The sequence below is a fragment of the Streptomyces sp. NPDC006294 genome, from assembly GCF_042870895.1.
GTDB lineage: Bacteria > Actinomycetota > Actinomycetes > Streptomycetales > Streptomycetaceae > Streptomyces.
In genome coordinates this window covers 260,116-285,453 of sequence record NZ_JBIAHV010000002.1, presented here as the reverse complement: position 1 = coordinate 285,453, position 25,338 = coordinate 260,116, and the positions used below count along the sequence as shown (strand labels likewise).

Below are 25,338 nucleotides of genomic sequence, written 5' to 3'. Positions count from 1 at the left end.
GAGATATTCATCGGCCGGAGTGCGTGGCACACTGCTCGCAAACAGCACGTGGGGAGGTCTCGAAGTGAGTGAACCGCGGTCCGCCCCCACCGTGGGTCAGGTCGTCCTCGGCAAGCGCCTGCAGGATCTGCGGGAGCGCGCCGGCATGAAGCGCGAGGAAGCGGCGCAGGTCCTGCGCGTCGCCCCCGGCACCATCCGCAGGATGGAGACCGCCGAGGTCGCGCTGAAGATCCCGTATGTGCAACTGCTGCTCGGCGCCTACGGCATCGGCGACGAGGAGGCCCGCGGCTTCGTGGAGCTGGCCGAGGAGGCCAACAAGCCCGGCTGGTGGCAGCGTTTCCACGACGTCCTGCCCCACTGGTTCAGCATGTACGTCAGCCTGGAGGGCGCCGCGAGTCTCATCCGTGCGTATGAACCGCAGTTCGTGCCCGGTCTGCTCCAGACGGAGGACTACGCCAGAGCGATCATGCTCGGCGGAGCCATCGGCCACACCGAGCCCGACGACGTCGAGCGGCACGTGGCGCTGCGCATGGAGCGCCAGTCCCTGCTGACCCGGCCGGACGCCCCCAGGCTCTGGGCGGTCATGGACGAGACGGTCCTGCGCCGCCCCGTCGGCGCACCGGGCGTGATGAAGGCCCAGGTCGAGAAGTTGCTGGAGGCCGCCCGGCTGCCGAACGTCACCCTCCAGCTCGCCGAGTTCGCGAGCGGCCACCACCCGGGGACGTACGGGCCGTTCGTCCTCTTCCGATTCGCCGTGCCCGAGCTCCCGGACATGGTCTACAGCGAGTACCTGACCGGGGCCGTCTATCTCGACGCGCGCCCCGAGGTCGCCACACACCTCGAGGTCATGGACCGCATGGCGGCACAGGCCGCATCAGCACAACGCACGAGGGAGATCCTCGACGATCTCCGCAAGGAGCTGTGAATGGACCGCATATACAACGGGATGCCGGCGGCCGAACTCGGCGAGACCGGCTGGCACAAGCCCTGGAGCGGTGGCAACGGCGGCAACTGTGTCGAGACCATGAAGCTGGCCGACGGCCGGGTGGCGGTGCGTCAGTCCGCCGACCCCGACGGCCCCGCCCTGATCTACACCTCCGGCGAGATCAAGGCGTTCATAGAAGGAGCGAAGTCCGGCAAGGCGGACTTCCTCGTCAACTGAGCTGCTGCCGCGGGGACAGCAGCTCAGTTGGCCGAGCCGCCGGGCGTGGCGGTGGCGGCGGTCATTCCACCGCAACCGCCCGTCCCGGCGCGCCCTCCCGCTCCGCCGCCCCCGCCCCCGCCCCCGCCTGGGCGGCCGGTGCCTTCGTGCCGCGCCGGCGCCGCAGGACATGACCGGCGAGCACCGCGGCGGCCGCGAGAGCGTACGCGGTCGTGCCGATGGTGTCCCCGTCGGCGTCCAGGCGCCCCGTGACGTACTTGGCCGCACCCGCCGCCGCGACGCCCAGCCACTCCCACCGGCCGTCGAGCGCCACCAGCGCCACCAGCAGCAGCGCGTACCAGGAGTACCCCGGAGTCATCAGCAGGAACGCCGTACCCGTCACCAGCAGCGCCCCGCTCCACGGGCGTTCGGGATCGCCACGCCGCAGCACGTACCCGACGACGGCCAGCATCACCACCACGACCACGGGCAGCGCCCAGGCGTCCGGCAGCACCAGCCGCAGCAGCGCGTACCGGTTGCGGGCGGACGGGTCGTCGTACCCCTCCTCCTTCGTGTAGCCGCTCAGATAGCCGAACACCGAGCCTTCCGACAGCAGCACGTGCGGCAGATACGACAGCCCCACGACGGCCGCGGCCGGCACCAGGACGGCCGCCGCGTCCCGCCCGCGCCGCACCCCCGCCAGCGCGCCCGGCAGCACCACCGCCGGCAGCAGCTTCGTCGCGATCGCCGCACCGAAGAGCACACCACCCTCGAAACGCCGGCGGACCACCACCGCGAGCCCCACGACCGCCAGCAGCACCCCGAGCACATCGACATGCGCGTTGTTCACCGCCTCCAGCGGCACGGCGGGACACCACGCCCAGTAGACCGCCGTCCGCGGATCGCCGCGCCGGCGCAGCACCAGCACCAGGGCGACCGTCGTGCCGACGGCGAGCAGCGCGCCGCCCACCTGCAGCGCCTTGTGCCGTGCGTCGTCCGGCGCGACGGCGTGCACCAGCAGGAAGTACCCCTCCGCGAACGGCGGATAGATCGTGTGGACGTTCGGCCGGTTGATCCGGGTGCAGTGCGCCTCGCCCTCGGGCCCGGCGATCCGCGCCCGCCCGAACGGCTCGCACCGCGCACCGGTCGGGAAGAGCCAGTCGTCACGCAGATCCACGAGCGACGGATCCGCCGGCGCATGGTCGTACGGAGAGATCCCGGCGGCCTGCACCCTGCCGTCCCAGGCATAGCGGTACGAGTCGGTGCTGGTACGCGGCGGGGCGAGCAGCCCGGTCGCGGCGACCGCGACGCCGCCCGCCAGGATCAGCACCACCGCGTGCCGCACCGGCGCCCGGCGCACCGCGAGGGCCGCCGCCGCGAACAGGATCCAGCAGACGGCGTACCACCGGGAAAGGCCGCCGGGATCGCTCACGTAACCGTCCTTGAGGACCGTCACGGCGAGTACGGCGATCAGGCCGGCGACGAGGACGCCGGTCAGGAGCGAGCGCATGTTGATCACGGCGCCCAGCCTGGCAGCCGAACCGCCCGGAACGGCGCGGACGCGTCCCGGCGTCCGCATTCCGTAAGGTGTCGGACCCGTCCCCGGCATGGCTCAGGGGGTTCTCATGGAGGGCATGAGGATCAGGAGGGCCGGAGCGCCGGCCACCTTCCGGCTGCCGAGGTTCGCCGGCCGGCTGCACGACGCCCGCACCGCCACCGCGATCGGCCGGTGGCTCGCCGCGGCGATCACCGTGTGCTTCGTGACCGGAGTGCTCAGCCACTACGTGCAGCGGCCGCCGGACTGGCTCGCCGGGGCGCTGCCGAGCCGCCCCGCCTGGGGCTACCGGTTCACCCAGGGACTGCACGTCGCGAGCGGCATCGCGGCGATCCCGCTGCTGCTGGCCAAGTTGTGGACCGTCTACCCGAGGCTGTTCGTGTGGCCCGCGCTGCGGTCGCCGCGGCACGCCCTCGAACGGCTCTCGGTGGCGGTGCTCGTCGCGGCGTCCGTCTTCCAGCTCGGCACGGGTCTGCTGAACACCGTCCAGTGGTATCCGTGGCCGTTCTCGTTCGTGCCCGTGCACTTCGCGGTGGCCTGGCTGCTGCTCGGGGCGCTCGTGCTGCACATCGCCGTCAAATATCCCGAGATCAAGGCGCATTGGAGTCGCCGTTCGCCCGGAACGCTCGAACTGCCCGCCGAGGAAGGGCCCGACCGGCGCTCCCTGCTCACCGGGGTGGCGGTGGGCGTCGGGGCGGTGACCCTGACGACCGTCGGCCAGTCGTTCACACCGCTGCGGCGGCTCGACCTGCTCGCGCCCCGCCACCCCGACCACGGCGAGCAGGGCCTGCCCGTCAACCGCACCGCCGCGGCGGCCCGCGTCGGCGGCGAGAGCCTCGACGGCTGGCGGCTCACCGTCACCGGTCCCCGCTCCTACGCCCTCACCCTCGACCAGCTCGCCGCCCTGCCGCAGCACACCGCGACCCTGCCCATCGCCTGCGTCGAAGGCTGGAGCAAGTCCGCCCGGTGGACCGGGGTACGCGTCCGGGACCTGCTGGAGAGGGCCGGCGCGCAGCCCGGCGCCGCGCTGCGGGTCGTGTCCCTGGAGAAGCGCGGCGCCTACCGGGTGATGGAGATGGGCGGCGGCTACACAGACGACCCGCTCACCCTCCTCGCGCTGCGCCTGAACGGCGAGGTCCTCTCCCTCGACCACGGCTACCCCGCCCGGATCATCGCCCCCAACCGGCCGGGCGTCTGGCAGACCAAGTGGGTCAGCGGCATGGAGGTGAGGTGATGCGCACCGCGCTGGGCGCGGCCGGCCTCGCCCTGATGGCCGTCGGCCTGTATCTCCTCGTGACCGGCGGGCAGTTCAAGGACGTCGCCCTGTGGCTGGCCGGCGCCGTCGTCCTCCACGACCTCCTCGTCGCACCGCTGGTGCTCGCCGCCGGCCTGCTGCTGGCCCGGCTGCCCGCCCGCGGCCTGCTGCGCGGCGCCCTCGTCACCGCCGGCTGCCTCACGGTGATCGCCCTGCCGGTGCTCCTCGCCCCGGGCACCCCGCGCAACCCCTCCGTGCTGCCCCTGGACTACCCGCGCAACTGGCTGCTGTCGCTTGCCGCGGTCGCCGCGGTGACCGGTGTCCTGCTGGCCGGCCGCCGACTGCGCGGGCGGGCGCGGGAGCGGCGGCGCTAGCTACTGCCGCATCAAGCGACGTTCGCCCCGTCTCGCGGGGTGGGGGCGACGGCAGGCACCTCTTGAACGCATCCCGCGTAGTCTCGCGGGATGCATTCTCATCTGAGCTTCCAGAACCCTCCTGCGCTGCCTCACGCGGTGGTGGCTGGGACGTTGGAGCGGGCTCTTCGTGACCGCTCCACAGAGGACGAGGCGGCGGGAGTTCTGGTCGGGGCCGCGTTGAACGACGACGCGGACTTCGTCGAGTTCTGGTGCGTGCAGGTCGGGACGCGGGCTGAGGCGGAGCCGACGGACGTGGACTGCCCCGCCGTCGACGGCTATGACGGCGTGCGGAGCTCGCTCAGCCACCCGCCCAGCATGACGCACAACGTGCCGCCCGGATCACCATCCGGACGGCACCTCACAACAGGGCGAACGTTGCCTGATGCGGCCGAGGAGTCTGGCCTCTTCACGGTCACCAGGGTGACGGGGCGGGGATGCGGAATGGAGATCCATGCGATTCCCCGGCGTAGGGCCCTGCCGTGTACGGGTGCCCCACTGGCACACTGACCCCCCGTGAACTCGTCAAGCATCGCACCACCGGTCCGCTTTCCCTTCTCCGCCGCTGTCGCGGTCAGCGTGGGATGGCATCTGGTGCTGTTCGCCGTCGCCTTCACCCTGCCGTCGATCGGCTTCGCCGGACCCGTCCTGGTCACTCTGTCCGCCTGCGTCGTTCCCTTGGTCGTGGTGGCGCGACTGCGCTGGTGGCGGGCGCCCTGGCTGGCAACGCTGTGGCCACGCCGCCCCTGGCTGCTGGCGCCCGCCTGCCTGGTGATCTGTCTGGAGCTGACCCGGGGTGTCGAAGGATCAGCGGGGACGCTGGCGGCCGGCGCGCTGCTGATGCTGTCCGTCGGTATCAGCGAGGAGTTGTACGCGCGCGGAGTGATGCAGGAACTCTTGCGCGCGCTGTCCCCCTGGTCGCTGACCCTCTGGATCGGGCTGCTCTTCGGCCTCGGGCATGTCCTGTCGGGTATTGTCTTCGGACGTTCTCCCGACTACATCGCGTTCCAGGTGGTGCACGCGACCGTCTTTGGATTCCTGCTGGCCGCGCTGCGGCTGCACACCGTCTCCATCTGGCCGCTGGCGCTGCTCCACGCGCTGAGCAACTGGATCAACTCCAACAGCCCTGGCGAGCTCCCGGTATGGTGGGAAGTCGCGCGCCTGCTGGCGCTCACTGGCTATGGCGCGGTGCTCGTACGAACGAGCACCTGGGAGCGTGCTCTGTCGCTCACGGCCGGTCGGCGGCCGGATCCTGTGTGAGCTTGCCCTTCGGCAGTTGGGTGCGGGGCTTTCGGCTGACGTGAGCCGGCCGCCGCTCCCTTCTGAAGAAGCGGCGGCCACCTCACCTGCTGTCGGCTCCATGTCGAGAGCGGCAGGCCGTGCTCGACGGCTTGGACTTGGCGATCTTCCTGATCTCGCGGCGTTCGGGCAGAGGGAACGTCTTCGGCCCGCCGCCAGGTCACCACCGACCCGGTGCAGCCGAGTGGCGGGACGACGGCTCCCGCCCGGATCAGAGGCCGGCTTCTTCCTCCCGGGCGTCGAAGGCTTCGCGTGCGCGCGCGATGGCGGGCATGTGCTCCGATGCCCACGCCAGCAGCACGTCGACGGGGGGCCGGAGGGTCTTGCCGAGTGGCGTGATCCGATACCTGACCGCCACCGGGCGGGTGGAGACGACCTCGCGCTCGACCACGCCGTTTCGCTCGAGTCGCCGCAGTGTGGCGGTCAGTGACTTCTGGGTGACCTGGGGGATGGCTCGACGCAGTTCGTTGAACCGGCACGGGCGTTCGCACAGCTCGTTGAGGACGCTGAGCGACCACTTGTCGAGGATCTGGTCGAGCAGTTCGCGGTGCGGGGCGCAGATGCGGAGCTCGTCGGCGGTATCCATGGCGAAACCTGGTCTCGTTGAAGTGTCCTTCTGCCACTAGGTAGCTTATCGATACCTAGTTCAGAGGGGAAACAGCCATGACTGTTCAGCACTTCACGCCGGAAGGCATGCTGCAGCCGGTCCCGTACCACCACGTGGCCGTGGGTACCGGGACGAAGCACGTCCACGTCAGCGGGCAGGTCGCGCGCCGGGCCGACGGCACTCCGGTCGCCCCCGGGGATCTGGCCGGCCAGGTCGCCGAGGCGCTGCGCAACACGTCCGTCGGGCTGGCGGGCGCGGGCGCGTCGTTCGCGGACGTCCTGCGCCTGACGTTCTACGTGACCCGCTGGAGCCCGGAGAAGATCGGAGACTTCATGGCCGGCGTGGAGTCCGTCGCCGACGAGATCGGACTCCCGCTGCCGATTCCGCCGGCGTCCCTGATCGGCGTCGAGTACCTCTTCGAGCCGGATGTCCTCGTCGAGGTCGAAGCGACGGCGCTGCTCGACTGAGCCCGTCTCCACGGGGTGGCCGGGGGCGCGGCCGGTCTCGTCGGGGCTCCGCCCCGAGCCCCGTGCCTCAAACGCCGGCGAGGCTGATGTCGCGGAGCGAAATCCAGCCCGGCCCGGGGGTACCCTACGCCTGGCGGCGTGGGAGGTGCCCCCACCCACGGCCGCCAGGCCGTAGGGGGAGTTCGAGGCCACCGAGCGGTGTGCGGTACGGGGTCCGGGTCCTGCCCCGCCACGCGGCGGAGCCGCACATCGGTACAGCGGGAAGGGGCGGGTAGGGGACAACGTCCCGCGCAGCGGGACCTCCCCTACCCCACCCGCCCCAGCGCCACGAACCGCCGCGCCCCCACCCCCCACTCGTCCCGCAGCGCCCATCCCGCACTCCGACCGTGCCGCAGCAGCGCCTTCGTGCCCACCCGGGCCCAGGGGAACGGCGTGCCCTCCGTCGCGATGCCGTCGAAGACGCGGACGCGGACGCTTTCGTCGACGTCCAGGGGTGCCGTCTCGGCGAGGAGGAGCCCGCCGGGGGCGACGAGTCGGGCGACGCGGGACAGCAGGGCCCGCGGGTCGCCGCCGATGCCGATGTTGCCGTCGATCAGGAGGGCCGTGTCCCAGGAGCCCTCCCTCGGCAGGGGGTCGAAGACGGACCGGCGCAGCGCGCTGCCGCCGATGCGTATCGTGCGGGCGACGGCCGCCGCGCTGACGTCGATCCCGAGCACCGTGCGGCCCCGCGCGGCCAGCGCGGCGACCAGGCGGCCGGGACCGCAGCCGATGTCGAGGACCGCGCCGTGGCTGCGGGCGAGGACCGTGCCGTCGGCGGTGTCCGGGTCCGCGCACCAGCGTTCGACCTCCAGCGGCAGCAGCCAGCCGTCGGGCCGCCGCAGGTAGAGCGGGCCGCGGCCGGTGCGCAGGGCGTCGGTGTACGGGTCGGCCTGCCAGGCGGGCGGCGCGGCCGTCATCGCGTCCCGGCCCGGGCCATGGCGGCCAGCGCCGCGGCGAACCGGGTGCCCGGCGCGACGGCGGCGACCCGCGGGGCGTCGTCCGGCGTGTCGACGTCCCGCAGCCGCGGCAGTTCACGCACCGCGAGCCCGGCCCCGACCAGCCGCGACCGCTGCGTCGCGCCCGTGTCCGGCGACGACATGGGCACGCCGCGCACCAGTCGCCCGTCCGGCTCCGCGAGCCCCAGCGCCCAGAACCCGCCGTCGTCCGCCGGACCGAACACGGCCTCGCCGGGGCCCAACTCCAGCCCGGAGGCGAGAAGTCCGGGCGTCACCTGAGGGGTGTCCATACCGATGAGCAGCGCGGGCCCCTCGCACAGTCCGAACGCGTCCGCGAGCCGCTCGTCCAGCCCACCCGCGCACTGCGGCACTACGTCGATGCCGGTCGGCAGCCATGGACCGGGCTCGCCGTCGAGTACGAGGACCCGGCGCCGCGCGGGCGTGGCGAGCGCCGCGTCGAGGGTGTCGCGCAGCGCGGCCTCTGCGAGGGCGGCGGCCTCCTCGGGGGTGTGGAAGGGGGTGAGCCGCGTCTTGACCCGCCCGGGCACCGGCGCCTTGGCGATCACCAGCAGCGTTCCGCTCATCGCACGCCGCCGTCCGCCAGGGCCCGCGGCCGTTCGGCGAGCACCGCGTTCATGTCCCGTACGGCCTGCCAGGTGCCCCGCCAGGTGCCGGTGACCTTCGACTTCCCCGACCGGGGCAGATACGGGACGTCGACCTCGGTGACCCGCAGGCCGGTGTCGCTGGCGCGGACGACCATCTGGAGCGGATAGCCGCTGCGGCGGTCGGTCAGACCGAGCGCCAGCAGGTCGGCGCGGCGGGCCGCGCGCAGCGGGCCGAGGTCGTGCAGCCGCAGCCCGGTGCGCCGGCGCAGCAGGTGGGAGAGGGCCGCGTTGCCGGCGCGGGCGTGCGCCGGCCACACGCCCCGTCTCTGCGGGCGCCGCCGCCCCAGCACCAGGTCCGTGCCGCCGGCCGCGATGTCGGCCACGAACCCGGTCAGCAGCCCGGGGTCGAGCGACGCGTCGCAGTCGCAGAAGCAGACGTACTCGGCCTCCGCCGCGCTCAGCCCGGCATGGCACGCCGCACCGAAACCCCGCCGGGGCTCGTGGACGACGTGCGCCCCCAGCCCGCGGGCGATGTCGGCGGAGCCGTCCGTCGAGCCGTTGTCGACGACGATCGCCCGCCAGCCGGCCGGGATGCGCGACAGCACCCACGGCAGCGCCTCGGCCTCGTCCAGACAGGGCAGGACGACGTCCGCGGTCAGCACGGCGCACCCCGCAGCCCGCTCGCGGCGAACTCGGCCATGCCCTCGGCGAAGCCGGTCTGCGCCTTCCAGCCCAGTTCGGCGCGCAGCCGCCCGGAGTCCGCGGTGATGTGCCGTACGTCGCCGAGCCGGAACTCGCCGGTCACGACCGGCGCGGGCCCGCCGTGCGCGGCGGCCAGCGCGGCCGCCATCTCGCCCACGGTGTGCGGGGTCCCGCTGCCGGTGTTGTACGCGGTCAGTGCGCCCGGCTCGCGACCGTGGACCGCTTCCAGCGCGATCGCGTTCGCCTCCGCCACGTCCCGTACGTGCACGAAGTCCCGCCGCTGGCCGCCGTCTTCGAAGACACGGGGCGCCTCACCGCGCGCCAGCGCGGACCGGAAGAAGGAGGCGACGCCCGCGTAGGGGGTGTCGCGCGGCATCCCCGGCCCGTACACGTTGTGGTAGCGCAGCGCCACGGCCCGCCCGCCGGTCGAGCGGGCCCAGGCCGCCGCGAGATGCTCCTGCGTCAGCTTCGTCGTGGCGTACACGTTCCGCGGGTCGACGGGGGCGTCCTCGCCGACGAGCCCGGGGGCCAGCTCCTCGCCGCACTCGGGGCACCGCGGCTCGAAGCGGCCCGCTTCGAGGTCGGACGCGGCCCGCGGGCCCGGCCGGACCCGGCCGTGCGCGGAACAGTCGTAGCGGCCCTCCCCGTACACCACCATGGACCCGGCGAGCACCAGGTCCGTGACCCGTGCCCGGGCCATCGCCGCGAGCAGCACGGCCGTGCCGTGGTCGTTGCAGCTGACGTAGTCGGGCGCGTCGGAGAAGTCCGTGCCCAGGCCCACCATCGCGGCCTGGTGGCACACGGCGTCCACGCCGCGCAGGGCACGTGCCACCGCCGCCGGGTCCCGCACGTCCGCGTGGACCCATGCGGCGTCGGGCGGTCGCGGAGGCAGGGGATGGGCGGCGGGAAGGAGGGCGTCGAGCACGACCGGGTCATGGCCGCGCGCGGTGAGGGCCGTGACGATCTGCGAGCCGATGAAGCCCGCGCCACCTGTGACGAGTACACGCATGACCGCGACGCTACGGCCGCAGGCGCCGCGAACGGCCGTTCCGCGCCGCGCCGTCACAGGTCGGTAAGGAGTGGGTGCTCCGCCCGGGTGAAGCCACCCTGCCGGCGGTTCCTACGGGCGGTTCAGGTACGCGAGGCCCGGGTGCTCGGCGCGGTAGCCGTCGAGCAGCCGGCGGGCGACGCTCACCGAGTCGACCAGCGGATGCAGCGCGAAGGCCGTCACCGCGTGCGTCCCGGAACCGCTCTCGGCCGCCGCCAGCACCTCGCGCTCGACGGCCTTGACCGCGGTGACGAGCCCGACCGCGTGCAGCGGCAGCGGGTCGACCGCCACCGGATGCGCGCCGTTCGCGTCGACGAGGCACGGGACCTCGATCACGGCGTCCGCGTCGAGCACGGAGAGGGTGGAGCGGTTGCGGACATTGAGAATCAGCGTGGTGCGCTCGTCGCGGGCGACGGCACGCATCAGGGCCAGCGCCACCTTCTCGTACCCGCCGGACTCCAGATCTTCCTCGTCCCGCTCGCCGACGCCGGCCGCCTCCCGGTTGGCCGCCATGTAGGTGGCCTCGCGCTCGGCGAGCGTGCGGTGCCAGGTCGCCAGCGGCGGGGTGCCGGGCCGCTCCATCTCCGCGTAGAAACCGGCCTGTTGGGCCCGCAGGAACGCGCCCCGGGTCTGCTCGGCCTCCTGATAGGCGCGGACCGTCTCGCGGTTGAAGTAGTAGTAGTGCAGATACTCGTTGGGTACGGCGCCCAGCGACCGCAGCCAGTCCGGCCCGAAGAGCCGGCCCTCCTCGAACGAGTCCAGCGCCTTCGAGTCCGCCAGCAGCCGCGGCAGTTCGTCGCGTCCGCCGACGCGCAGCCCGCGCAGCCAGCCCAGGTGGTTGAGCCCCACGTAGTCGATCCACGCGGTCGCCGGATCGGCGCCGAGCACCTTCGCCACCCGGCGGCCGAGGCCCACCGGCGAGTCGCAGATGCCGATGACCCGGTCGCCGAGGACCCGGCTCATCGCCTCGGTGACCAGACCGGCCGGATTGGTGAAGTTGATGACCCACGCGTCGGGCGCGAGCGCGGCGATCCGGCGGGCGATGTCCACGGCCACCGGCACCGTGCGCAGCCCGTACGCGACGCCGCCCGCGCCGACCGTCTCCTGCCCGAGGACGCCCTCGGCGAGCGCGACCCGCTCGTCCGCCGCGCGGCCCTCGAGACCGCCGACCCGGATCGCCGAGAAGACGAAGTCGGCGCCCCGCACGGCCTCGTCGAGATCGCGGGTCACCACGACCTCCGGCGCGTCGGGCCGCCCCGCCGCCTGCTCCGCCAGCACCCGGGCCACCGCGTCGAGCCGACCCGCGTCCACGTCGTGCAGGGCGACGCGGGTGACCCGGCCCTCCGCGCGATCGCCGAGGAGCGCCCCGTACACGAGAGGCACGCGGAAGCCGCCGCCGCCGAGAATCGTGAGCTTCATGCCCGTACGCTACTCGGCGCGGGCGGCCCGGCGGCGGTCAGCCGAGGTCGAGCGCGATCGTGCCGTACGTGCGGGCGAGGGTAGTGGTCGTCCGGTGCGGCCCCGGGTGGGGACCGGGCTCGGGCTCAGGGTCTGGATACGGAAGGTGATGTGCCAGCCCAGCGCGTCCTTGATCAGTCGTGCTCCGGTGATCCGGTTCTCCGCGTTGGCGTGTTTGCCGACGGGCAGGACGGTCAGGAAGTCGATGTCCTGACGGGCTTGGCGGATCGCGGCGTCCGCGTTCGCCAGTGTCCGCATTTCCTCCGGCACCATCCGCCACCAGGCGCGGAGGAGATTCCACATCGTGCGGGACGCTTGCGCCTGGCCATCCGCCTTCAGCGCCTGGGCAGGCGGCAGTGCGAGCCGGGTGCGGTGCCCGAACTGCCGCTGGAGCACGGGTGTCTTGGCTCACTATCGGGAACATGGCACTGGCCTATTTCACCAGGCTGGAACCCGAATCCTCATGTCAGAACTGGTCGCCATGTTGTCCACCATCTGCACGTTCGCTTGGTTTCAGTTACGAATTACCGACGGTAACTTCCACATCAGGCGCCGGAGCGTACGGAGATCCCCCACGACTCGGAAGCCACCGGTACGCCCGCCACGCGCATTGGCTGGAAAATGAAGCCATGTCCCGACGAACCAAGCGCACCAGAGGCACCACCCCTCCCGACCTCACCGCCGACTCGCCCTGCCCCTGCGGGCTGCCCGCCGCCTATGGCGAGTGCTGCGGCCGGTACCACCGGGGAGAGGAGTCGCCGCCCACCGCGGAACTGCTGATGCGTTCCCGCTACAGCGCCTTCGCCGCCCACGACGCGGCGTACCTGCTGCGCACCTGGCACTCGTCGACCCGCCCCCGCCACCTCCAACTCGACCCGGGGATGCAGTGGACGTCCCTCGAGATCGTCGACGCGACGGAGGGCAGCGCCTTCCACACCACCGGGACCGTCACCTTCCGCGCCCGCTACCGCCACCACGGCAAGCGCGGCGAGCTGCACGAGCGCAGCAAGTTCGAGCGCCAGAAGGGCGCGTGGGTGTACGTCGACGGAACGTTCATCGAGTGACCGGCCGCACCCGGTGATCGCGCCGCACCGGGTGCGCCGCCCGGGAAAGGCCGCACCGGGTGACCGCGCCGCCCGGAAAGGCCCGCCGGGGAAGACCCGTCCCACCTGCTTGAATGCGGTCATGGTCGAACTCGTACTGCTCGGGGCGCTCGTCTCACTGATCGGCTGGCTCGTCCACCGCAAGCAACGGCAGCGGTCGTCCGCCCCGGCCCCGGAGGACGAGGCCGGGATCGCGTGCATGATCAAGGGCGGGCCCGGAGGGGCGCGCTGGCGGCCGGGCCGGCTGCTCGTCGGCGCGGGGCCGCCGGCCTGGAAGGCCTCCTGGGGCGGGCGGACGGTCGTCCTGCCCGCCGGTCTGCGCCGCACCGGCCTCCGGCCGCCGTCGATGCGGGAGGCGATGGGGCTCAACCCGCGATCCCGGATCATCGAGTGCGAGGCCGACGGCGAGACCGTGCTGATCGCCGTCATGCCGGAGGAGCTGGACCCGGTCGTGAAGGCCCTCGACAGCGCGTGAGCGGGGTGGAGCGGCCGGGTCAGCGACCGCGGCGCGGTCCGACCGTGAGCCGGGGGTCGTAGGCGGCCAGCACCTTGTTGGCCCGTGCCAGCACGGACAGCGCCCGCTCCCGGTCCACCCGGTCCTCGGTGCACAGCGGCCCGCGGAACAGGCTCACCTCACGTGCGGCGCACTCCGCGTCGATCTCCGCCTGGAGGATGTGGACCGGCATACAGGATCCGATCAGGGCCGCGACACGGTCGGGGATCGGCACCGGGACGAGTGGGGAGGCGGTCACGTGAAGTCCTTCTCTACCGTTACGGGTCGCCCCGTGTCTCTCGTTGCGCGGGAGTGCGTTGCCCGCGAGTAAGTGCCGGGGGTCCCGTCAACCCGTCGATCGCGTACCGGTGGCGCCGGTCGGCGAGGGCGGTGTCGAACGGGAGGCGCACACCCCGTCCCCGCCTGGCTCTCCGTCTCCGGCAGCACCGCCGACATACCTTACGCGAACGCCGCCGAAGCACCCGAATCGGTGGTCCGGCGACACAAAGGTGACGACGGCCGCCCCCGGGCCCCCTTCCGCGGCCGTATCCGCAGGTCAAGTCGGCGGGACGGCAGAAGGCTCGATCGTCTTCGGACCGGGCCCCGGCGGTGGTCCGGGAGTGACTCCGGACACACCCGCCGCCGGTGCACCGGCGGCGGCTACGACTGGGGCGGCCGGTACCGAGGCCCGGACCGGGCCCCCGGCGGCGACCCGGCCGACCCACCCGTCCCGCCCGCGCGGTCCGGCCGGGCAGACCCGGCCGACCCACCCGTCCCGCCCGCGCCGTCCGGCCGGGCAGACCCGGCCGCGCCCGGATCGGCCCACCGGCGCCCGCGCCGCTCCCGCAGCTGCAGGGCCCGCAGCACGCCCTCGGTGGCGAACCGGCCGTCGGGATCGCTGAGCCGGTCGCCGAAGATGGACTCCAGGCTGCGCAGCCGGTAGCGGACCGTCTGCGGATGCACATCGAGCAGCTCGCCCATCTGGGCGGCGGTCCCACGGGTGTCGAGCCAGATCCGCAGCGTTTCGATCAGCCGGCTCCTCCGGGTCGGCGTCAGCCCGGCGAGCGGGGCGAGTTCACGCTCGGCGAGCTGGTCGAGGAGGGCGGGATCGGAGAGCAGCCACAGCGTGAGCATGTGGTCGGAGCAGAAGGTCAGCGGGGCGTCGTCCACGACGCCCGAGTCGACGAACTCCAGCAGACGGCGGGCCCAGCGGATCGAGTCCGCGGCGTCGGCGGTCGGTACGGTCAGTCCCACACAGGCCCGGTGGCCGGTCAACGTCTTCTCCAGCAGGCGTCTTCGCCGGAGGTCGACCGGTCCCGGGACGAGTAAGTGCGGCTGGGGTCCGCCCAATTCGGCGAGGACATCGTTGTCGAGATCCGTTCCGGCCAATTCCGGCGACGGGCGCAGGGCGACCAGGGTGACCTGCTCGGGCAGCGCCCAGCCCGCCTGTTCGGCCAGTTCCGCGACCGTCGAGCGCGGCACGGGCGGCCCGGCCATGATCAGATGCAGCAGCCTGCGGCGCGCGGCCGACCCCTGCTCGACGGTCCTGGTCTGCACCTCCAAGTAGCCCTCCCTGGTGAGGGCTTCGAGCTCGTCGACGTAGGCGAAGAGGGCGTCGGCGAAGCTCAGCATCAGGGTGGGGGAGAGGTTGTACCGCCGGCCGACCCGCTTGGCCCGGCGCAGCGCCACCCGGGCGCCGAGCCGGTAGGCGCCGTGGAGGGAGTCCAGGCTGCGGCCCTCGTACGCCTCGAACCGGCCGAAGCGGCGCAGCATCTCGTCGCGCAGCGGTGACGGGGCCGACGGTGAGGCGACCTGCTCGACGAAGACGGAGATGTTCTGTTCGACGCCGATCTGGATCGCCTGACCGTACGGACCCTTCAGCAGCCGCCCGTACTCCGGGTACGCGCGGGTCACCTCGATGCCGATCTCCTGGATGAGACTGGGCAGTTCGGGCCTGATGATCGCGGCGAACTCCTGCGGCAACGGACCCAGCGGCTCGCCGGCGTCCGACGGCTGGGTGGATTTTCTCGGCATGGTTCTCTCCCCTCGGTCTCCGGTTGTCCGGTTGGGGGGTCGGGGCGGCGGGAAGCGCTCCCACGGACCGACAGGCATGACGGCTTCGGTGGGTGCTGAACATAGTCCAGCGGAGCGCAACTGCACAGCGGGCCGACGGGGTTGGCCGGGGGAGGAGGTGGTGGCGGGGAGACGCGCGGGGCGCCGCGTGCGGACGGGAGCGCGGCGCCGGGCGTGGTGACGGCGCCGTGGCGGATCCGGTGCACCCGTGTGCGGGCGGGGGAGCGGCGCTCACTTCCGGACAAGAAACCGCGGCGGCATGTTGCGCCGGAGACAAGAAAATACCCGCTGGTAGGGGCTTTGCGGGAATCTGCCGAACCCGTATTGCGCGACTGGTTACCCGCTCGTAGCGTCACTGTCCGAAAGCAGGGCGAGCGGGTGGCCGGCGAATTCGACCCGTGTTCCTCCTCCTGCGGCCGGTGGCCGCGGGTGGCGCCCCACCGTGCGCGTCGCGTGATCGAGCCGCAAACCGCTCTTCGGTCTGTGCGGACGAAGAGTGATCCCCAGGTACGCAGATCCCCCGAAGGGAACACACCCGTGCGTAGATTCATCAGAAATGCCGCGTTGGTCGGGACGTCGGCCGTGGCGGCCCTCGGCCTCGCCGTCACCCAGGCCTCCGCCACCTCCGCCGCCGGCTGGGTGGTCAGCCCGGGCGGCGCCTTCACCGCCGTCGCCGAGTACCCGACCCTCAGCGTGCCGGCCGCCGTGCTGGAGTGCGCCTCCGCCACCGCCACCGGCACCGTCGCGTCCAGCTCCTCCAACGACGTGGGAGACATCGCGACCCTCACCTTCGACGACTGCTCGGTCATCGGCATCCCGTTCGAGGTGACCAGCAACAACACGCCGTGGGACCTCAACGCGCTCGGCGTCAGCTCTGTCCCGAACGCCGTCGACGGCTCCATCACCGGCGTCGACGCCGGCATCAGCGGCAGCGGTTGCACCGCCGACTTCACCGGCACCGCCACCGGCCGCTACAAGAACGACACCAAGCAGCTGGTGATCGACGGCGGAACCCTCGTCGCGTCGAACGCCGACTGCCTCGGCCTCATCAACGACGACGATCCGGCCCTCTTCGAGGCGACGTTCGACGTCTCCGGCGGCCACACGATCAACCCGGCCTGACCCGGCGGCACGCGGGACCCCGTGGCCGGCCCCTCACGGCCACGGGGTTCCTCCGGGACCCGGAGCAGGCACACGACCGGCACGGAGACCCGTGCCGCCCGCCACGGACCGGGGCGCCCCGGTCCGTGGACCGTGCCGCCGCCGACGTGCCACCCCGACTGCGCTGCCGCAGACCGTGCCGCCGGACCGACCAGAGCTGGAGAGACACCGACGATGACAGGCCTCATCAGCACTCGCTCCCGCCCGGCGCGCGTCGCCGTGCTCGCCACCGCCGGACTCGTCGCCGCCCTGCTCGTCGGCCCCGGGTCCGCGGCCCAGGCCCGCGACATCGGCGTGGACCTGGCCTACGACTGCGACTTCACGCAGGGCACGCGCACGGTACGGGTCGAGGTCGGCGGCTCCTTCCCGGACGCCGGCGAGGTCGGCCGCCCCCTCCAGCCGGGCGCGCCGACCGTACGGGTGGCGATCCCCGCCCAAGCGCTCGACGGCGCCCTGCCGGCCGAGGTGCGAACGGTCGCCGGCTCGCTGAGCATGACCACGCGGGTGAGCCAGAACACCGAGGCCGCCGAGGCGGCCTGGACCGGACTCGCCGCACCGGCGACGCCCCTGGGCGACGACGGAGCACTCGAGCTCGAACACACCGGACCCGTCCCCTCGGTCACCGTCACCGCGGCGGGCGACGTCGCCTTCACGGCCGGAGCGCTCTCGCTGGAGCTGTTGCCGGTCACCGCCGACGGCGCCGAGCCGATGCCGCTGCCCGCCGTCGAGTGCCGGCCCGCCGCAGGCCAGGACGGTCTCCTCGCCACCGTCCCGGTCCCCGCCGAGACGTCGCCCGCACCGACCGGCACCCCCTCCCCGGGCGCCGAGGGCACAGCGGGGACCCCGGACGGGCAGGCCGACCCGGGAGCGGGCGAGGGTCTCGCCGTCGAGCCGCCGCAGCCCACCGGCGCGCCGGCCGCGGAGTGCCCCTCCGAGCCGCCCCCCGGGCCGATCGACGAGAGCTTCGTACCGCAGCCGCCGCCGGGCGAGCCGCCGCGGGCCTTCGACCTCCCCGGCCGGCACGGATGCGCCTTCGCCGTCGGACTCGCCAACGTGAAGAAGCTCGGCAGCGCGATGATCGTCAACGACCCGGCCGCGGACCCCGAGACGATCAACGTACTCGCCGTCACCCGCACCCTGTCACGGTCCGGCAGCCGCCCCGGCGGCTACTACTTCCGCGTCGACTCGTACGGCGAGATCGTCCTGCCCGACGCGTCGAGCACCTTCCTCGCCTTCGGGTTCCAGCCGGTCTCCGCCCGGGTGGAGTTCACCAACGGCCCGCTCACCATCTCGACCGGCGCCGTCGGTTCGAAGCCGAACCAGGTCAACTTCGCCACCGCCGGCTTCCACCAGGCCCTGCGCGTCTACGACGTCAAGGTCAACGGCGTACCGCTGGACGTGGGCCCCGACTGCCGCACGGCCCGGCCCTACCGGGTGGTCCTGCACGGCAGGTTCCCCGACTACGAGAGCGTCTTCAAGGGCGGCCCGATGCGAGGGACGGTGACCATCCCCGAGTTCTCCGGCTGCGGCAGCAACGGGGAGGACTTCGACCAGCTGTTCAGCGCGTCGCTCTCCGGACCGGACAACCTGATCGCCATGACGCAGGGGCCGCTGTGCATCCCGAACAGCCCGAACAACGAGTGCCCGCCCACCATCCCGCCCCTCCCCGGCCAGGAGACCCCCCGGCCACCCGCCCGGTGACCTCGCGGCCACACCCCCGGGCCGCGAGGTCACCCCCGCCGGGCGCGCCGACCGGCCCGGACACGCATCGCAGGACAAGGTTTCCGCACCGCTTTGTCACCGGGTGACAAACCCGCCAGTTCGACCTGAAACCGCTGGTCACAGCCATTGCCCCGGCCGCGTACCCGCACGTAACGTGCGGGCGCCCGGTGCACTTCCGCAACTTTCGGCATCTGTGCGCAGCCCGCTGCTCACGGTCACACGAATCGGGAGGTGAAATGGGAATCGAGGTAGTCGTCGAAGGACTCACCAAGTCCTTCGGCAGACAGAACATCTGGCAGGACGTCACGCTCACCCTCCCGGCCGGAGAAGTCAGCGTCATGCTCGGTCCCTCGGGAACCGGCAAGACCGTGTTCCTGAAATCGATCATCGGACTGCTGAAGCCCGAGCACGGACGGGTCATGATCGACGGCGTCGACATGGTCAACAGCCCCGAACGGGACATCTACGAGACGCGCAAGCTCTTCGGCCTGATGTTCCAGGACGGCGCGCTCTTCGGCTCGATGACGCTCTTCGACAACATCGCCTTCCCGTTGCGTGAACACACCGGCAAGAAGGAGTCGGAGATCCGGCGCATCGTGATGGAGCGCATCGAGGTCGTCGGTCTCCTCGGCGCCGAGGGCAAACTCCCCGGCGAGATCTCCGGCGGCATGCGCAAACGCGCCGGGCTCGCCCGCGCCCTGGTGCTCGACCCGCAGATCATCCTCTGCGACGAACCGGACTCCGGCCTCGACCCGGTGCGCACCGCCTATCTGTCGCAGCTGCTGATCGACCTCAACGCGCAGATCGACGCCACGATGCTGATCGTCACTCACAATCTCGACATCGCGGCCACCGTCCCCGACAACATGGGGATGCTCTTCCGACGCAACCTCGTCACCTTCGGCCCCCGCGAGGTGCTGCTGACCAGCGAGGAGCCGGTGGTCGCCCAGTTCCTCGGCGGCCGGCGCGAGGGCCCCATCGGAATGTCGGAGGAGAAGGACGCCGCCACCCTCGCCGCCGAGCAGCGGGCCGGCGGCGCGTACGACACCGGCCCGCGGACCGTGGTCCCACAGCTCGAGCCCTCGCCCGGGATGCCCGTCCGCCAAGGCGCCCTGCGCCGCAGGGAACGCGTCCTCGCCATGATGTCCGAGCTGCCGGAGGCCGCCCGTACGGCCATCATGAGCAGCTACAGTCCGGCCGGCCAGGACGCGCCCACGACGGACCGGCCCGCACCGAGCCCCCCCTCGAAGCTCCTCGCGCCGCTGCGCGAGACCGGGAAGCTGTTCGCCCTCGCCGCCGCCGTGAGCCGGGCGATGTTCCGCAGACCGTTCCAACTGCGGGAGTTCGTCGAGCAGTTCTGGTTCGTGGCGAGCGTGACCATCCTGCCCGCCGCGCTGGTCTCCATCCCGTTCGGCGCCGTCATCGCCCTCCAGGTCGGCTCGCTCACCCAGCAGCTCGGCGCGCAGTCCTTCACCGGCGGCGCCAGCGTCCTCGCCGTCATCCAGCAGGCCAGCCCCCTGATCGTGGCCCTGCTGATCGCCGGGGCCGGCGGCTCGGCGATCTGCGCCGACCTCGGCTCCCGCAAGATCCGCGAGGAACTCGACGCCATGGAGGTCATGGGCGTCTCACCGATCCAGCGCCTCGTCGTGCCCCGGGTACTGGCGACCATGCTCGTCGCCGTGCTGCTCAACGGCATGGTCTCCGTCGTCGGCACCCTCGGCGGCTACTTCTTCAACGTCATCATGCAGGGCGGCACCCCCGGCGCGTACCTCGCGAGCTTCTCCGCCCTCGCCCAGCTGCCCGACCTCTACATCAGCGAGTTCAAGGCCCTGGTCTTCGGCTTCATCGCGGGCATCGTCGCCGCCTACCGCGGCCTCAATCCGCGCGGCGGCCCCAAAGGGGTGGGCGACGCGGTCAACCAGTCCGTCGTCATCACCTTCATGCTGCTGTTCTTCGTGAACATGGTCCTCACAGCGGTCTATCTGCAGATCGTCCCCGCGAAGGGGGGCTGAGCGATGGCCCTGCTCAGCCGGCTCGACCGCTCCGGCGACCAGCTCACCTTCTATCTGCGGGCCCTGCTGTGGATCCCGAAGACCCTGCGCCGCTATCTGCGCGAGGTCCAACGCCTGCTCGCCGAGGTCGCGTTCGGCAGCGGCGGCCTCGGCGTCGTCGGCGGCACCATCGGCGTGATGATCGCCATGACCCTGTTCACCGGCACCGTCGTCGGCCTGCAGGGATACGCGGCACTCAACCAGATCGGCACCTCCGCCTTCACCGGCTTCGTCTCCGCGTACTTCAACACCCGCGAGATCGCGCCCCTCGTCGCCGGACTCGCCCTCTCCGCCACCGTCGGCGCCGGCTTCACCGCCCAGCTCGGCGCGATGCGCATCAACGAGGAGGTCGACGCCCTCGAGGCGATGGGCGTGCGCTCCATGCCGTACCTGGTCACCACCCGCATCATCGCCGGCGTCGTGGCGATCGTCCCGCTGTACGCGATCGGACTGCTCAGCTCCTACCTCGCCTCCCGCTGGATCACCGTCCTGTTCAACGGTCAGTCCGCGGGCACCTACGACCACTACTTCAATCTCTTCCTCTCCCCGGACGACGTCCTGCTGTCGATCCTCAAGGTGCTGATCTTCAGCGTGATGGTGATCCTCGCGCACTGCTACTACGGCTTCCGCGCGAGCGGCGGCCCCGCCGGTGTGGGCGTGGCCGTCGGCCGGTCCGTACGCAACGCCATCGTGCTGATCAGCCTGACCGACTTCTTCCTCTCGCTCGCCATCTGGGGCGCGACCACGACGGTGAAGGTGGCCGGATGACCGCGCGAACGGCAAGAAGACGGCTCGCGGGCGTGGCCTTCCTGCTCGTGCCCGTGCTGCTCGTATGGCTCTCGGTCGCCGTCTACGACAAGAGGTTCACCGACGACGCCACCGTCACCGTCCTCACCGGCGCGGCCGGCAACGAGATGCACCGGGGCGCGGAGGTGAAGCTGCGCGGCGTCGTCATCGGCGAGGTCCGCGGCATCAGCGCCGACGGCGCGGGCGCCCGGCTCACGCTCGCGCTGCGACGCGACGAACTGGGGCGCGTACCGGCCGACGTCACGGCGCAGATGCTGCCGACGACCCTGTTCGGGGAGCGCTTCGTCGCCCTCGTACCACCCGCCCGCAACCCGTCCGCGCGCCCGCTGCGGGCCGGGGACACCATCACCCAGGACCGCTCGTCGAACGCCATCGAGCTGGAACAGGTCCTCGACAACGTGCTGCCGCTGCTGACCGCGGTCAAGCCGGAGAAGCTCTCCGCGACCCTCACCGCCGTCTCCCAGGCCCTCCAGGGCCGCGGCGACCAGCTCGGCGACACCCTCGTCACCCTCGACGCGCATCTGAGGAAGCTCAACCCCCAACTGCCGGTGCTGAACCGGGACATCGCCCACCTCGTCGAGGTCGGCCACCTCTACGCGGACGCCGCGCCCGACGTCCTCAAGGCGCTCACCGACTTCACCACCACCAGCGGCACCATCGCCGACCAGCAGGCGGAACTCGCCGGCCTCTACGGCGCCACCACCAAGTCCGCGCAGGACCTCACCTCCTTCCTCCGCAAGAACCGGAACCACCTGATCCGGCTGGCCGCCGACGGCCGGCCCACCCTCGAACTCCTCGCCCGGTACTCGTCCTCGTTCCCCTGCACCCTGCGCACCCTCGCCGGATTCGTGCCCGCCATGGACAAGGCCCTCGGCAAGGGAACCGACGAGCCGGGCCTGCACGTGGACGTGACCAGCGTGCCGTCCCTCGGCGCGTACGCGCCCGGCAGGGACGCCCCGGCCTACGGCAGCGGCGGCGGACCGCACTGCTACGCCGTCCCCTACACCGGCCGGCCCGCACCCGCCGCGGCGTCCGCCGCCGCCGAGAACCTCGGCCTGCCCAACTCGCCGCAGGAGAACCGGCTCGTCAACGAGCTGATGGCCCCCGAGCTGAAGAAGACCCCCACGCAACTGCCCGACTGGAGCAGCGTGCTGACCGGCCCCGTCTACCGCGGTGCGGAGGTGACGCTCAAATGAAGCGCCGCAGCCTCGTGGGACCTGTGATCAAGTCCCTCGCGTTCATCGTGGTGACGGTTCTCGCCACCACCGTCCTCGCGTTCTCCATCGCCAACACCTCGGTCGGCGACACCGCGCCGTACCAGGCGCGCTTCACGGACGTGACCGGGCTCGTCGCCGGTGACAGCGTCCGCATCGCCGGGGTGAAGGTCGGCCAGGTCGAGTCGGTGAAGGTGGTGGACCGGCGTGTCGCGGAGGTCGGCTTCAGCGTCCGCGAGGGCCGGGCGCTGCCCGCGTCGGTGACCGCCTCGGTCAAGTACCTCAACATGGTCGGCCAGCGCTACATCGACCTCGACCAGGGGCCAGGACCGGTCGGCCGCAGCTTCCCGCCCGGCGCCACCATCCCGCTGGAACGCACCACCCCCGCCCTCGACCTCACCCAGCTGTTCAACGGCTTCCAGCCGCTGTTCGAGGGCCTGTCGCCGGGCGAGATCAACGACCTCGCCGGCTCCATCGTCCAGGTCCTCCAGGGCGAGGGCGGCACCGTCGACAGCCTCCTGAAGCACGTCGGATCACTGACCGGCACCGTCGCCGCCAAGGACCAGGTGATCGGCGAGGTCGTCAAGAACCTCAACACCGTCCTCAAGACCGTCAACGACCGGGAGGCGGGCTTCGACGAACTGGTGGTCACCCTCCAGAAACTCGTCAGCGGATTCTCCGGCGACCGCCGACCGCTCGGGGAGGCCGTCGCCGCCATGGGAGACCTGACCACCGTCACCGCCGGACTGCTGAAAGACGGCCGGGAGCCGCTCAAGAAGGACATCGCCGAACTCGGCCGGCTGTCCCGGCAACTGGACAAGGGGGCACCGCAGATCGAGAACTTCCTGGCGAAGACGCCCGCCAAGATGCAGGCCGTCACCCGTCTCGCCTCCTACGGATCGTGGCTCAACCTCTACCTCTGCGAGGCGCGGGTCACCGGCGTCACCACCTCCGACGGCAGCCCGTCGCCCACCGGCATCGGCATCACGGAATCGAGGTGCCGCGGATGAGGACCGCCCGCTTCCGGATCAAGCCCGTACAGGAACGCAACCCCGTCGCCGTCGCCCTCGTGGGCCTGATCGTCCTGGCGCTGCTCGGCATCGCCGCCTATCGGGCGGACGCCCTGCCGTTCGTCGGCGGAGGCACCGGCTACACCGCCGACTTCACCGAGGCGGCAGGACTCGACGAGGGCGACGAGGTCCGCATCGCCGGTGTCAAGGTCGGCGAAGTCACCGCCGTCGCCCTCGCCGGGGCCGAGGTCAGAGTGTCCTTCAAGGTCGAGGACGCCTGGATCGGCGACTCCAGCACCGCGGCCATCGCCATCAAGACGCTCCTCGGGGAGAAGTTCCTCGCCGTCGACCCGCTCGGCACCCGCGCCCAGGATCCCGCCGAGCCGATCCCCACCAGCCGCACCACCTCACCGTTCGACGTCACCCAGGCCCTCAACGGACTCGGCGAGACCATCGGGAAGATCGACACCGCCAAGCTCGCCGAGAGCTTCGACGCGATCAACGACACCTTCAAGGACTCGCCCCCGAACGTCCGCAGCGCCGCGACGGGACTCGCCGCCCTGTCGAAGTCCGTGTCGAAACGCGACGCGCAGCTCGCCGAACTCCTCAAGGGCAGCAGACAGCTCACCCGGACCCTCGACGGCAAGAAGAGCAGCTTCGAGACGCTGCTCGAGGACGGCAATCTGCTGCTCGGCGAGATCCAGGCCCGGCGGGACGCCATCCACGCCCTGCTCACCGGCACCACCAGCCTCGGCACCCAGCTCTCCGGCCTCGTCGAGGACAACCAACGGCAGCTGAAACCCACCCTCGACGCGCTCGGCAAGGTCACCGCCGTCCTGCTGAAGAACCGCACGAAGCTGGACCGGACCCTCGCCCTCGCCGGGCCGTACTACCGCCTCGTCGGCAACACCCTCGGCAACGGACGCTGGTTCGACACCTACGTCTGCGGACTCGTCCCCAAGGACTACCTCCCCGTCGGCACCCCGCCGGCCACCGGCTGCATGCCGCCGAAGCCGACCGAGAAGGGCGGTGGATCGTGAACCTCAGACGCATCACCGGGATCGGCGCCGGCCTCGCCGTCGTCGCGGCCGTCGGAACCTCCGGGGCGATGGCGCTCCAGGAGTCCTCATCGACCCGGATCACCGCGTACTTCGACCGCGCCACCGGCGTCTACGAAGGCTCCGACCTGCGCGTCCTCGGCGTGAAGGCCGGCACCGTGGAGACCGTACGGCCCGAGGGCGACCAGGTGAAGGTCACCCTGCTGCTCGACGAGGACATCGAGGTCCCCGCCGACGCGCACGCCGTCGTCGTGGCCCCCAGCGTCGTCGCCGACCGCTACATCCAGCTCGCCCCCGCCTACACCGGCGGCGAACGCATCCGCGACGGCGCGGTCCTGCCCGCCGCGAAGAACGCCATGCCGCTGGAGGTCGACCAGCTCTACGCGTCGATCACCGAACTCGGCACCGCACTCGGCCCCGACGGCGCCAACGCCGACGGCGCGCTCGCCGGCCTCCTCGACACCGGCGCGGCCAACCTGAAGGGCAACGGCAAGGCGATCGGCGACTCGATCGAGCAGTTCGGCAAGGCCGCCAGGACCCTCGACGGCAGCAGCGGAGACCTGTTCGCCACGCTGTCCCACCTCCAGTCCTTCACCGCCATGCTGAAGAAGAACGACGGAAACGTCGCCAAGGCGGAGAGACAACTCGCCTCCGTCACCGGCTTCCTGGCCGAGGACAAGGAGAACCTGGGCACCGCCCTCAAGGAACTCGGCACCGCGCTGAAGCAGGTCAAGGGCTTCATCCAGGAGAACCGCGGCAGCCTCAAGAAGAACGTCGACGCGCTCGTCCCGCTCACCCGCACCCTCGTCGACCAACGGGCCTCGCTCGCCGAGGCCATGGACACCGCGCCGCTGGCCGCAGGCAACGCCCTGAACGCCTACGACCCGGTGAACCGCACCCTCAACGGCCGGGCCGACATCAACGAACTCAGCTACGGCCCCGAGATCACCGTCCCGCCCGACGCCGCGTCCCTCGCCGGGCTCGTCCCGGTCGACGGCTCCCGGCGACGGGCCCTGCCCGCCCTGCCGCTGCCACCGGTCGGCACGGTCTACGGAACCCCCGAGAAGCGGAAGGGGGACTCCCGTTGAGAGGCACCCGAAC

General features: G+C 72.0%; 26 protein-coding genes and 2 pseudogenes. 17 read left to right on the top strand and 11 right to left on the bottom strand.

Translation table 11 applies throughout. From position 1 onward, the window contains the following. The first annotated feature begins 64 nt into the window (after positions 1-64). A complete protein-coding gene (locus ACFYOP_RS04265; RefSeq protein ID WP_356890666.1) occupies positions 65-925 on the top strand; it encodes a helix-turn-helix transcriptional regulator in 861 nt (286 codons plus the stop codon). Beyond that, a complete protein-coding gene (locus ACFYOP_RS04260; protein ID WP_356890668.1) occupies positions 926-1,162 on the top strand; it encodes a DUF397 domain-containing protein in 237 nt (78 codons plus the stop codon). A gap of 61 nt (positions 1,163-1,223) precedes the next feature. On the opposite strand, the gene ACFYOP_RS04255 is transcribed toward ACFYOP_RS04260, so the two are convergent. Continuing rightward, on the bottom strand, positions 1,224-2,651 hold the full coding sequence (locus ACFYOP_RS04255; protein ID WP_356891183.1) for a glycosyltransferase 87 family protein: 1,428 nt from the start codon (positions 2,649-2,651) through the stop codon (positions 1,224-1,226). 115 nt (positions 2,652-2,766) lie between these two features. On the opposite strand from ACFYOP_RS04255, the gene ACFYOP_RS04250 reads away from it, so the two are divergent. The 3 genes from ACFYOP_RS04250 to ACFYOP_RS04240 all read left to right on the top strand — a co-directional run bounded on the left by ACFYOP_RS04250 (position 2,767) and on the right by ACFYOP_RS04240 (position 5,624). Then, positions 2,767-3,930 (top strand): molybdopterin-dependent oxidoreductase, encoded by a 1,164-nt coding sequence (locus ACFYOP_RS04250; protein ID WP_356890670.1) that lies wholly within the window; start codon positions 2,767-2,769, stop codon positions 3,928-3,930. Beyond that, positions 3,930-4,325, top strand: coding sequence for a hypothetical protein (locus ACFYOP_RS04245; protein ID WP_356890672.1), 396 nt, complete (start codon positions 3,930-3,932; stop codon positions 4,323-4,325). Before ACFYOP_RS04250 ends, ACFYOP_RS04245 begins: the two co-directional genes overlap by 1 nt. Positions 4,326-4,880: 555 nt before the next feature. After that, positions 4,881-5,624, top strand: coding sequence for a CPBP family intramembrane glutamic endopeptidase (locus tag ACFYOP_RS04240; protein WP_356890674.1), 744 nt, complete (start codon positions 4,881-4,883; stop codon positions 5,622-5,624). 95 nt (positions 5,625-5,719) lie between these two features. On the opposite strand, the pseudogene ACFYOP_RS04235 reads toward ACFYOP_RS04240, so the two are convergent. Further along, a pseudogene (locus ACFYOP_RS04235) lies at positions 5,720-5,820 on the bottom strand (helix-turn-helix domain-containing protein); the annotation flags it as partial. 54 nt (positions 5,821-5,874) lie between these two features. Next, complete coding sequence (locus ACFYOP_RS04230; protein ID WP_356890676.1) at positions 5,875-6,249, bottom strand: helix-turn-helix domain-containing protein; 375 nt, start codon at positions 6,247-6,249, stop codon at positions 5,875-5,877. A 77-nt stretch (positions 6,250-6,326) separates the two neighbouring features. Between ACFYOP_RS04230 and ACFYOP_RS04225 the strand changes: the two genes are divergently transcribed. After that, positions 6,327-6,737 carry a RidA family protein gene (locus tag ACFYOP_RS04225; RefSeq protein WP_356890678.1) on the top strand — a complete coding sequence of 137 codons (411 nt, stop codon included), beginning with the start codon at positions 6,327-6,329 and terminating at the stop codon, positions 6,735-6,737. A 305-nt stretch (positions 6,738-7,042) separates the two neighbouring features. On the opposite strand, the gene ACFYOP_RS04220 is transcribed toward ACFYOP_RS04225, so the two are convergent. The 6 genes from ACFYOP_RS04220 to ACFYOP_RS04195 form a co-directional block, all read right to left on the bottom strand. Further along, positions 7,043-7,693 (bottom strand): methyltransferase domain-containing protein, encoded by a 651-nt coding sequence (locus ACFYOP_RS04220; protein ID WP_356890680.1) that lies wholly within the window; start codon positions 7,691-7,693, stop codon positions 7,043-7,045. Beyond that, complete coding sequence (locus ACFYOP_RS04215) at positions 7,690-8,316, bottom strand: DUF2064 domain-containing protein (protein ID WP_356890682.1); 627 nt, start codon at positions 8,314-8,316, stop codon at positions 7,690-7,692. The genes ACFYOP_RS04220 and ACFYOP_RS04215 overlap by 4 nt, the downstream gene beginning before the upstream one ends. Continuing rightward, positions 8,313-8,999: a glycosyltransferase family 2 protein gene (locus ACFYOP_RS04210; RefSeq protein ID WP_356890684.1), complete on the bottom strand. Its 687-nt coding sequence runs from the start codon at positions 8,997-8,999 to the stop codon at positions 8,313-8,315. Before ACFYOP_RS04210 ends, ACFYOP_RS04215 begins: the two co-directional genes overlap by 4 nt. After that, entirely contained in the window at positions 8,993-10,048 is a 1,056-nt protein-coding gene (locus ACFYOP_RS04205) for an NAD-dependent epimerase/dehydratase family protein (protein WP_356890686.1), read from the bottom strand. Before ACFYOP_RS04205 ends, ACFYOP_RS04210 begins: the two co-directional genes overlap by 7 nt. Before the next feature lie 111 nt (positions 10,049-10,159). Further along, positions 10,160-11,506 (bottom strand): 6-phospho-beta-glucosidase, encoded by a 1,347-nt coding sequence (locus tag ACFYOP_RS04200; protein WP_356890688.1) that lies wholly within the window; start codon positions 11,504-11,506, stop codon positions 10,160-10,162. Positions 11,507-11,515: 9 nt separating this feature from the next. Further along, the gene (locus tag ACFYOP_RS04195) at positions 11,516-11,941 is read right to left on the bottom strand and encodes a hypothetical protein (RefSeq protein WP_388450807.1); all 426 of its coding nucleotides are present in this window, start codon (positions 11,939-11,941) and stop codon (positions 11,516-11,518) included. 233 nt (positions 11,942-12,174) lie between these two features. On the opposite strand from ACFYOP_RS04195, the gene ACFYOP_RS04190 reads away from it, so the two are divergent. Together ACFYOP_RS04190 and ACFYOP_RS04185 are read left to right on the top strand one after the other, a co-directional pair. Further along, a complete protein-coding gene (locus ACFYOP_RS04190) occupies positions 12,175-12,609 on the top strand; it encodes a YchJ family metal-binding protein (protein WP_356890690.1) in 435 nt (144 codons plus the stop codon). Between the two features lie 121 nt (positions 12,610-12,730). After that, positions 12,731-13,123 (top strand): hypothetical protein, encoded by a 393-nt coding sequence (locus ACFYOP_RS04185; RefSeq protein ID WP_356890692.1) that lies wholly within the window; start codon positions 12,731-12,733, stop codon positions 13,121-13,123. 19 nt (positions 13,124-13,142) lie between these two features. Here ACFYOP_RS04185 and ACFYOP_RS04180 read toward each other — a convergent pair whose 3' ends face one another. Beyond that, entirely contained in the window at positions 13,143-13,400 is a 258-nt protein-coding gene (locus ACFYOP_RS04180) for a hypothetical protein (RefSeq protein WP_356890694.1), read from the bottom strand. Positions 13,401-13,801: 401 nt separating this feature from the next. Then, positions 13,802-15,175: a helix-turn-helix domain-containing protein gene (locus tag ACFYOP_RS04175; RefSeq protein WP_356890696.1), complete on the bottom strand. Its 1,374-nt coding sequence runs from the start codon at positions 15,173-15,175 to the stop codon at positions 13,802-13,804. A gap of 576 nt (positions 15,176-15,751) precedes the next feature. Here ACFYOP_RS04175 and ACFYOP_RS04170 point away from each other — a divergent pair. The 9 genes and pseudogenes from ACFYOP_RS04170 (at position 15,752) to ACFYOP_RS04130 (ending at position 25,325) form a co-directional block, all read left to right on the top strand. Beyond that, entirely contained in the window at positions 15,752-16,336 is a 585-nt protein-coding gene (locus ACFYOP_RS04170; RefSeq protein ID WP_356890698.1) for a hypothetical protein, read from the top strand. A 213-nt stretch (positions 16,337-16,549) separates the two neighbouring features. Beyond that, positions 16,550-18,076, top strand: coding sequence for a DUF6801 domain-containing protein (locus ACFYOP_RS04165; RefSeq protein WP_356890700.1), 1,527 nt, complete (start codon positions 16,550-16,552; stop codon positions 18,074-18,076). Between the two features lie 257 nt (positions 18,077-18,333). Then, positions 18,334-18,825, top strand: a pseudogene (locus ACFYOP_RS04160) (ABC transporter ATP-binding protein); the annotation flags it as partial. Between the two features lie 450 nt (positions 18,826-19,275). Continuing rightward, complete coding sequence (locus tag ACFYOP_RS04155) at positions 19,276-20,109, top strand: ABC transporter permease (protein ID WP_356891185.1); 834 nt, start codon at positions 19,276-19,278, stop codon at positions 20,107-20,109. Positions 20,110-20,112: 3 nt separating this feature from the next. Then, positions 20,113-20,916 (top strand): ABC transporter permease, encoded by an 804-nt coding sequence (locus ACFYOP_RS04150; protein ID WP_356890702.1) that lies wholly within the window; start codon positions 20,113-20,115, stop codon positions 20,914-20,916. Further along, a complete protein-coding gene (locus ACFYOP_RS04145; RefSeq protein WP_356890704.1) occupies positions 20,913-22,151 on the top strand; it encodes an MCE family protein in 1,239 nt (412 codons plus the stop codon). The genes ACFYOP_RS04150 and ACFYOP_RS04145 overlap by 4 nt, the downstream gene beginning before the upstream one ends. Next, on the top strand, positions 22,148-23,179 hold the full coding sequence (locus tag ACFYOP_RS04140; protein ID WP_356890706.1) for an MCE family protein: 1,032 nt from the start codon (positions 22,148-22,150) through the stop codon (positions 23,177-23,179). Before ACFYOP_RS04145 ends, ACFYOP_RS04140 begins: the two co-directional genes overlap by 4 nt. Then, positions 23,176-24,219: an MCE family protein gene (locus ACFYOP_RS04135; protein WP_356890708.1), complete on the top strand. Its 1,044-nt coding sequence runs from the start codon at positions 23,176-23,178 to the stop codon at positions 24,217-24,219. Before ACFYOP_RS04140 ends, ACFYOP_RS04135 begins: the two co-directional genes overlap by 4 nt. Beyond that, entirely contained in the window at positions 24,216-25,325 is a 1,110-nt protein-coding gene (locus ACFYOP_RS04130; RefSeq protein WP_356890710.1) for an MlaD family protein, read from the top strand. Before ACFYOP_RS04135 ends, ACFYOP_RS04130 begins: the two co-directional genes overlap by 4 nt. Positions 25,326-25,338 lie beyond the last annotated feature (13 nt).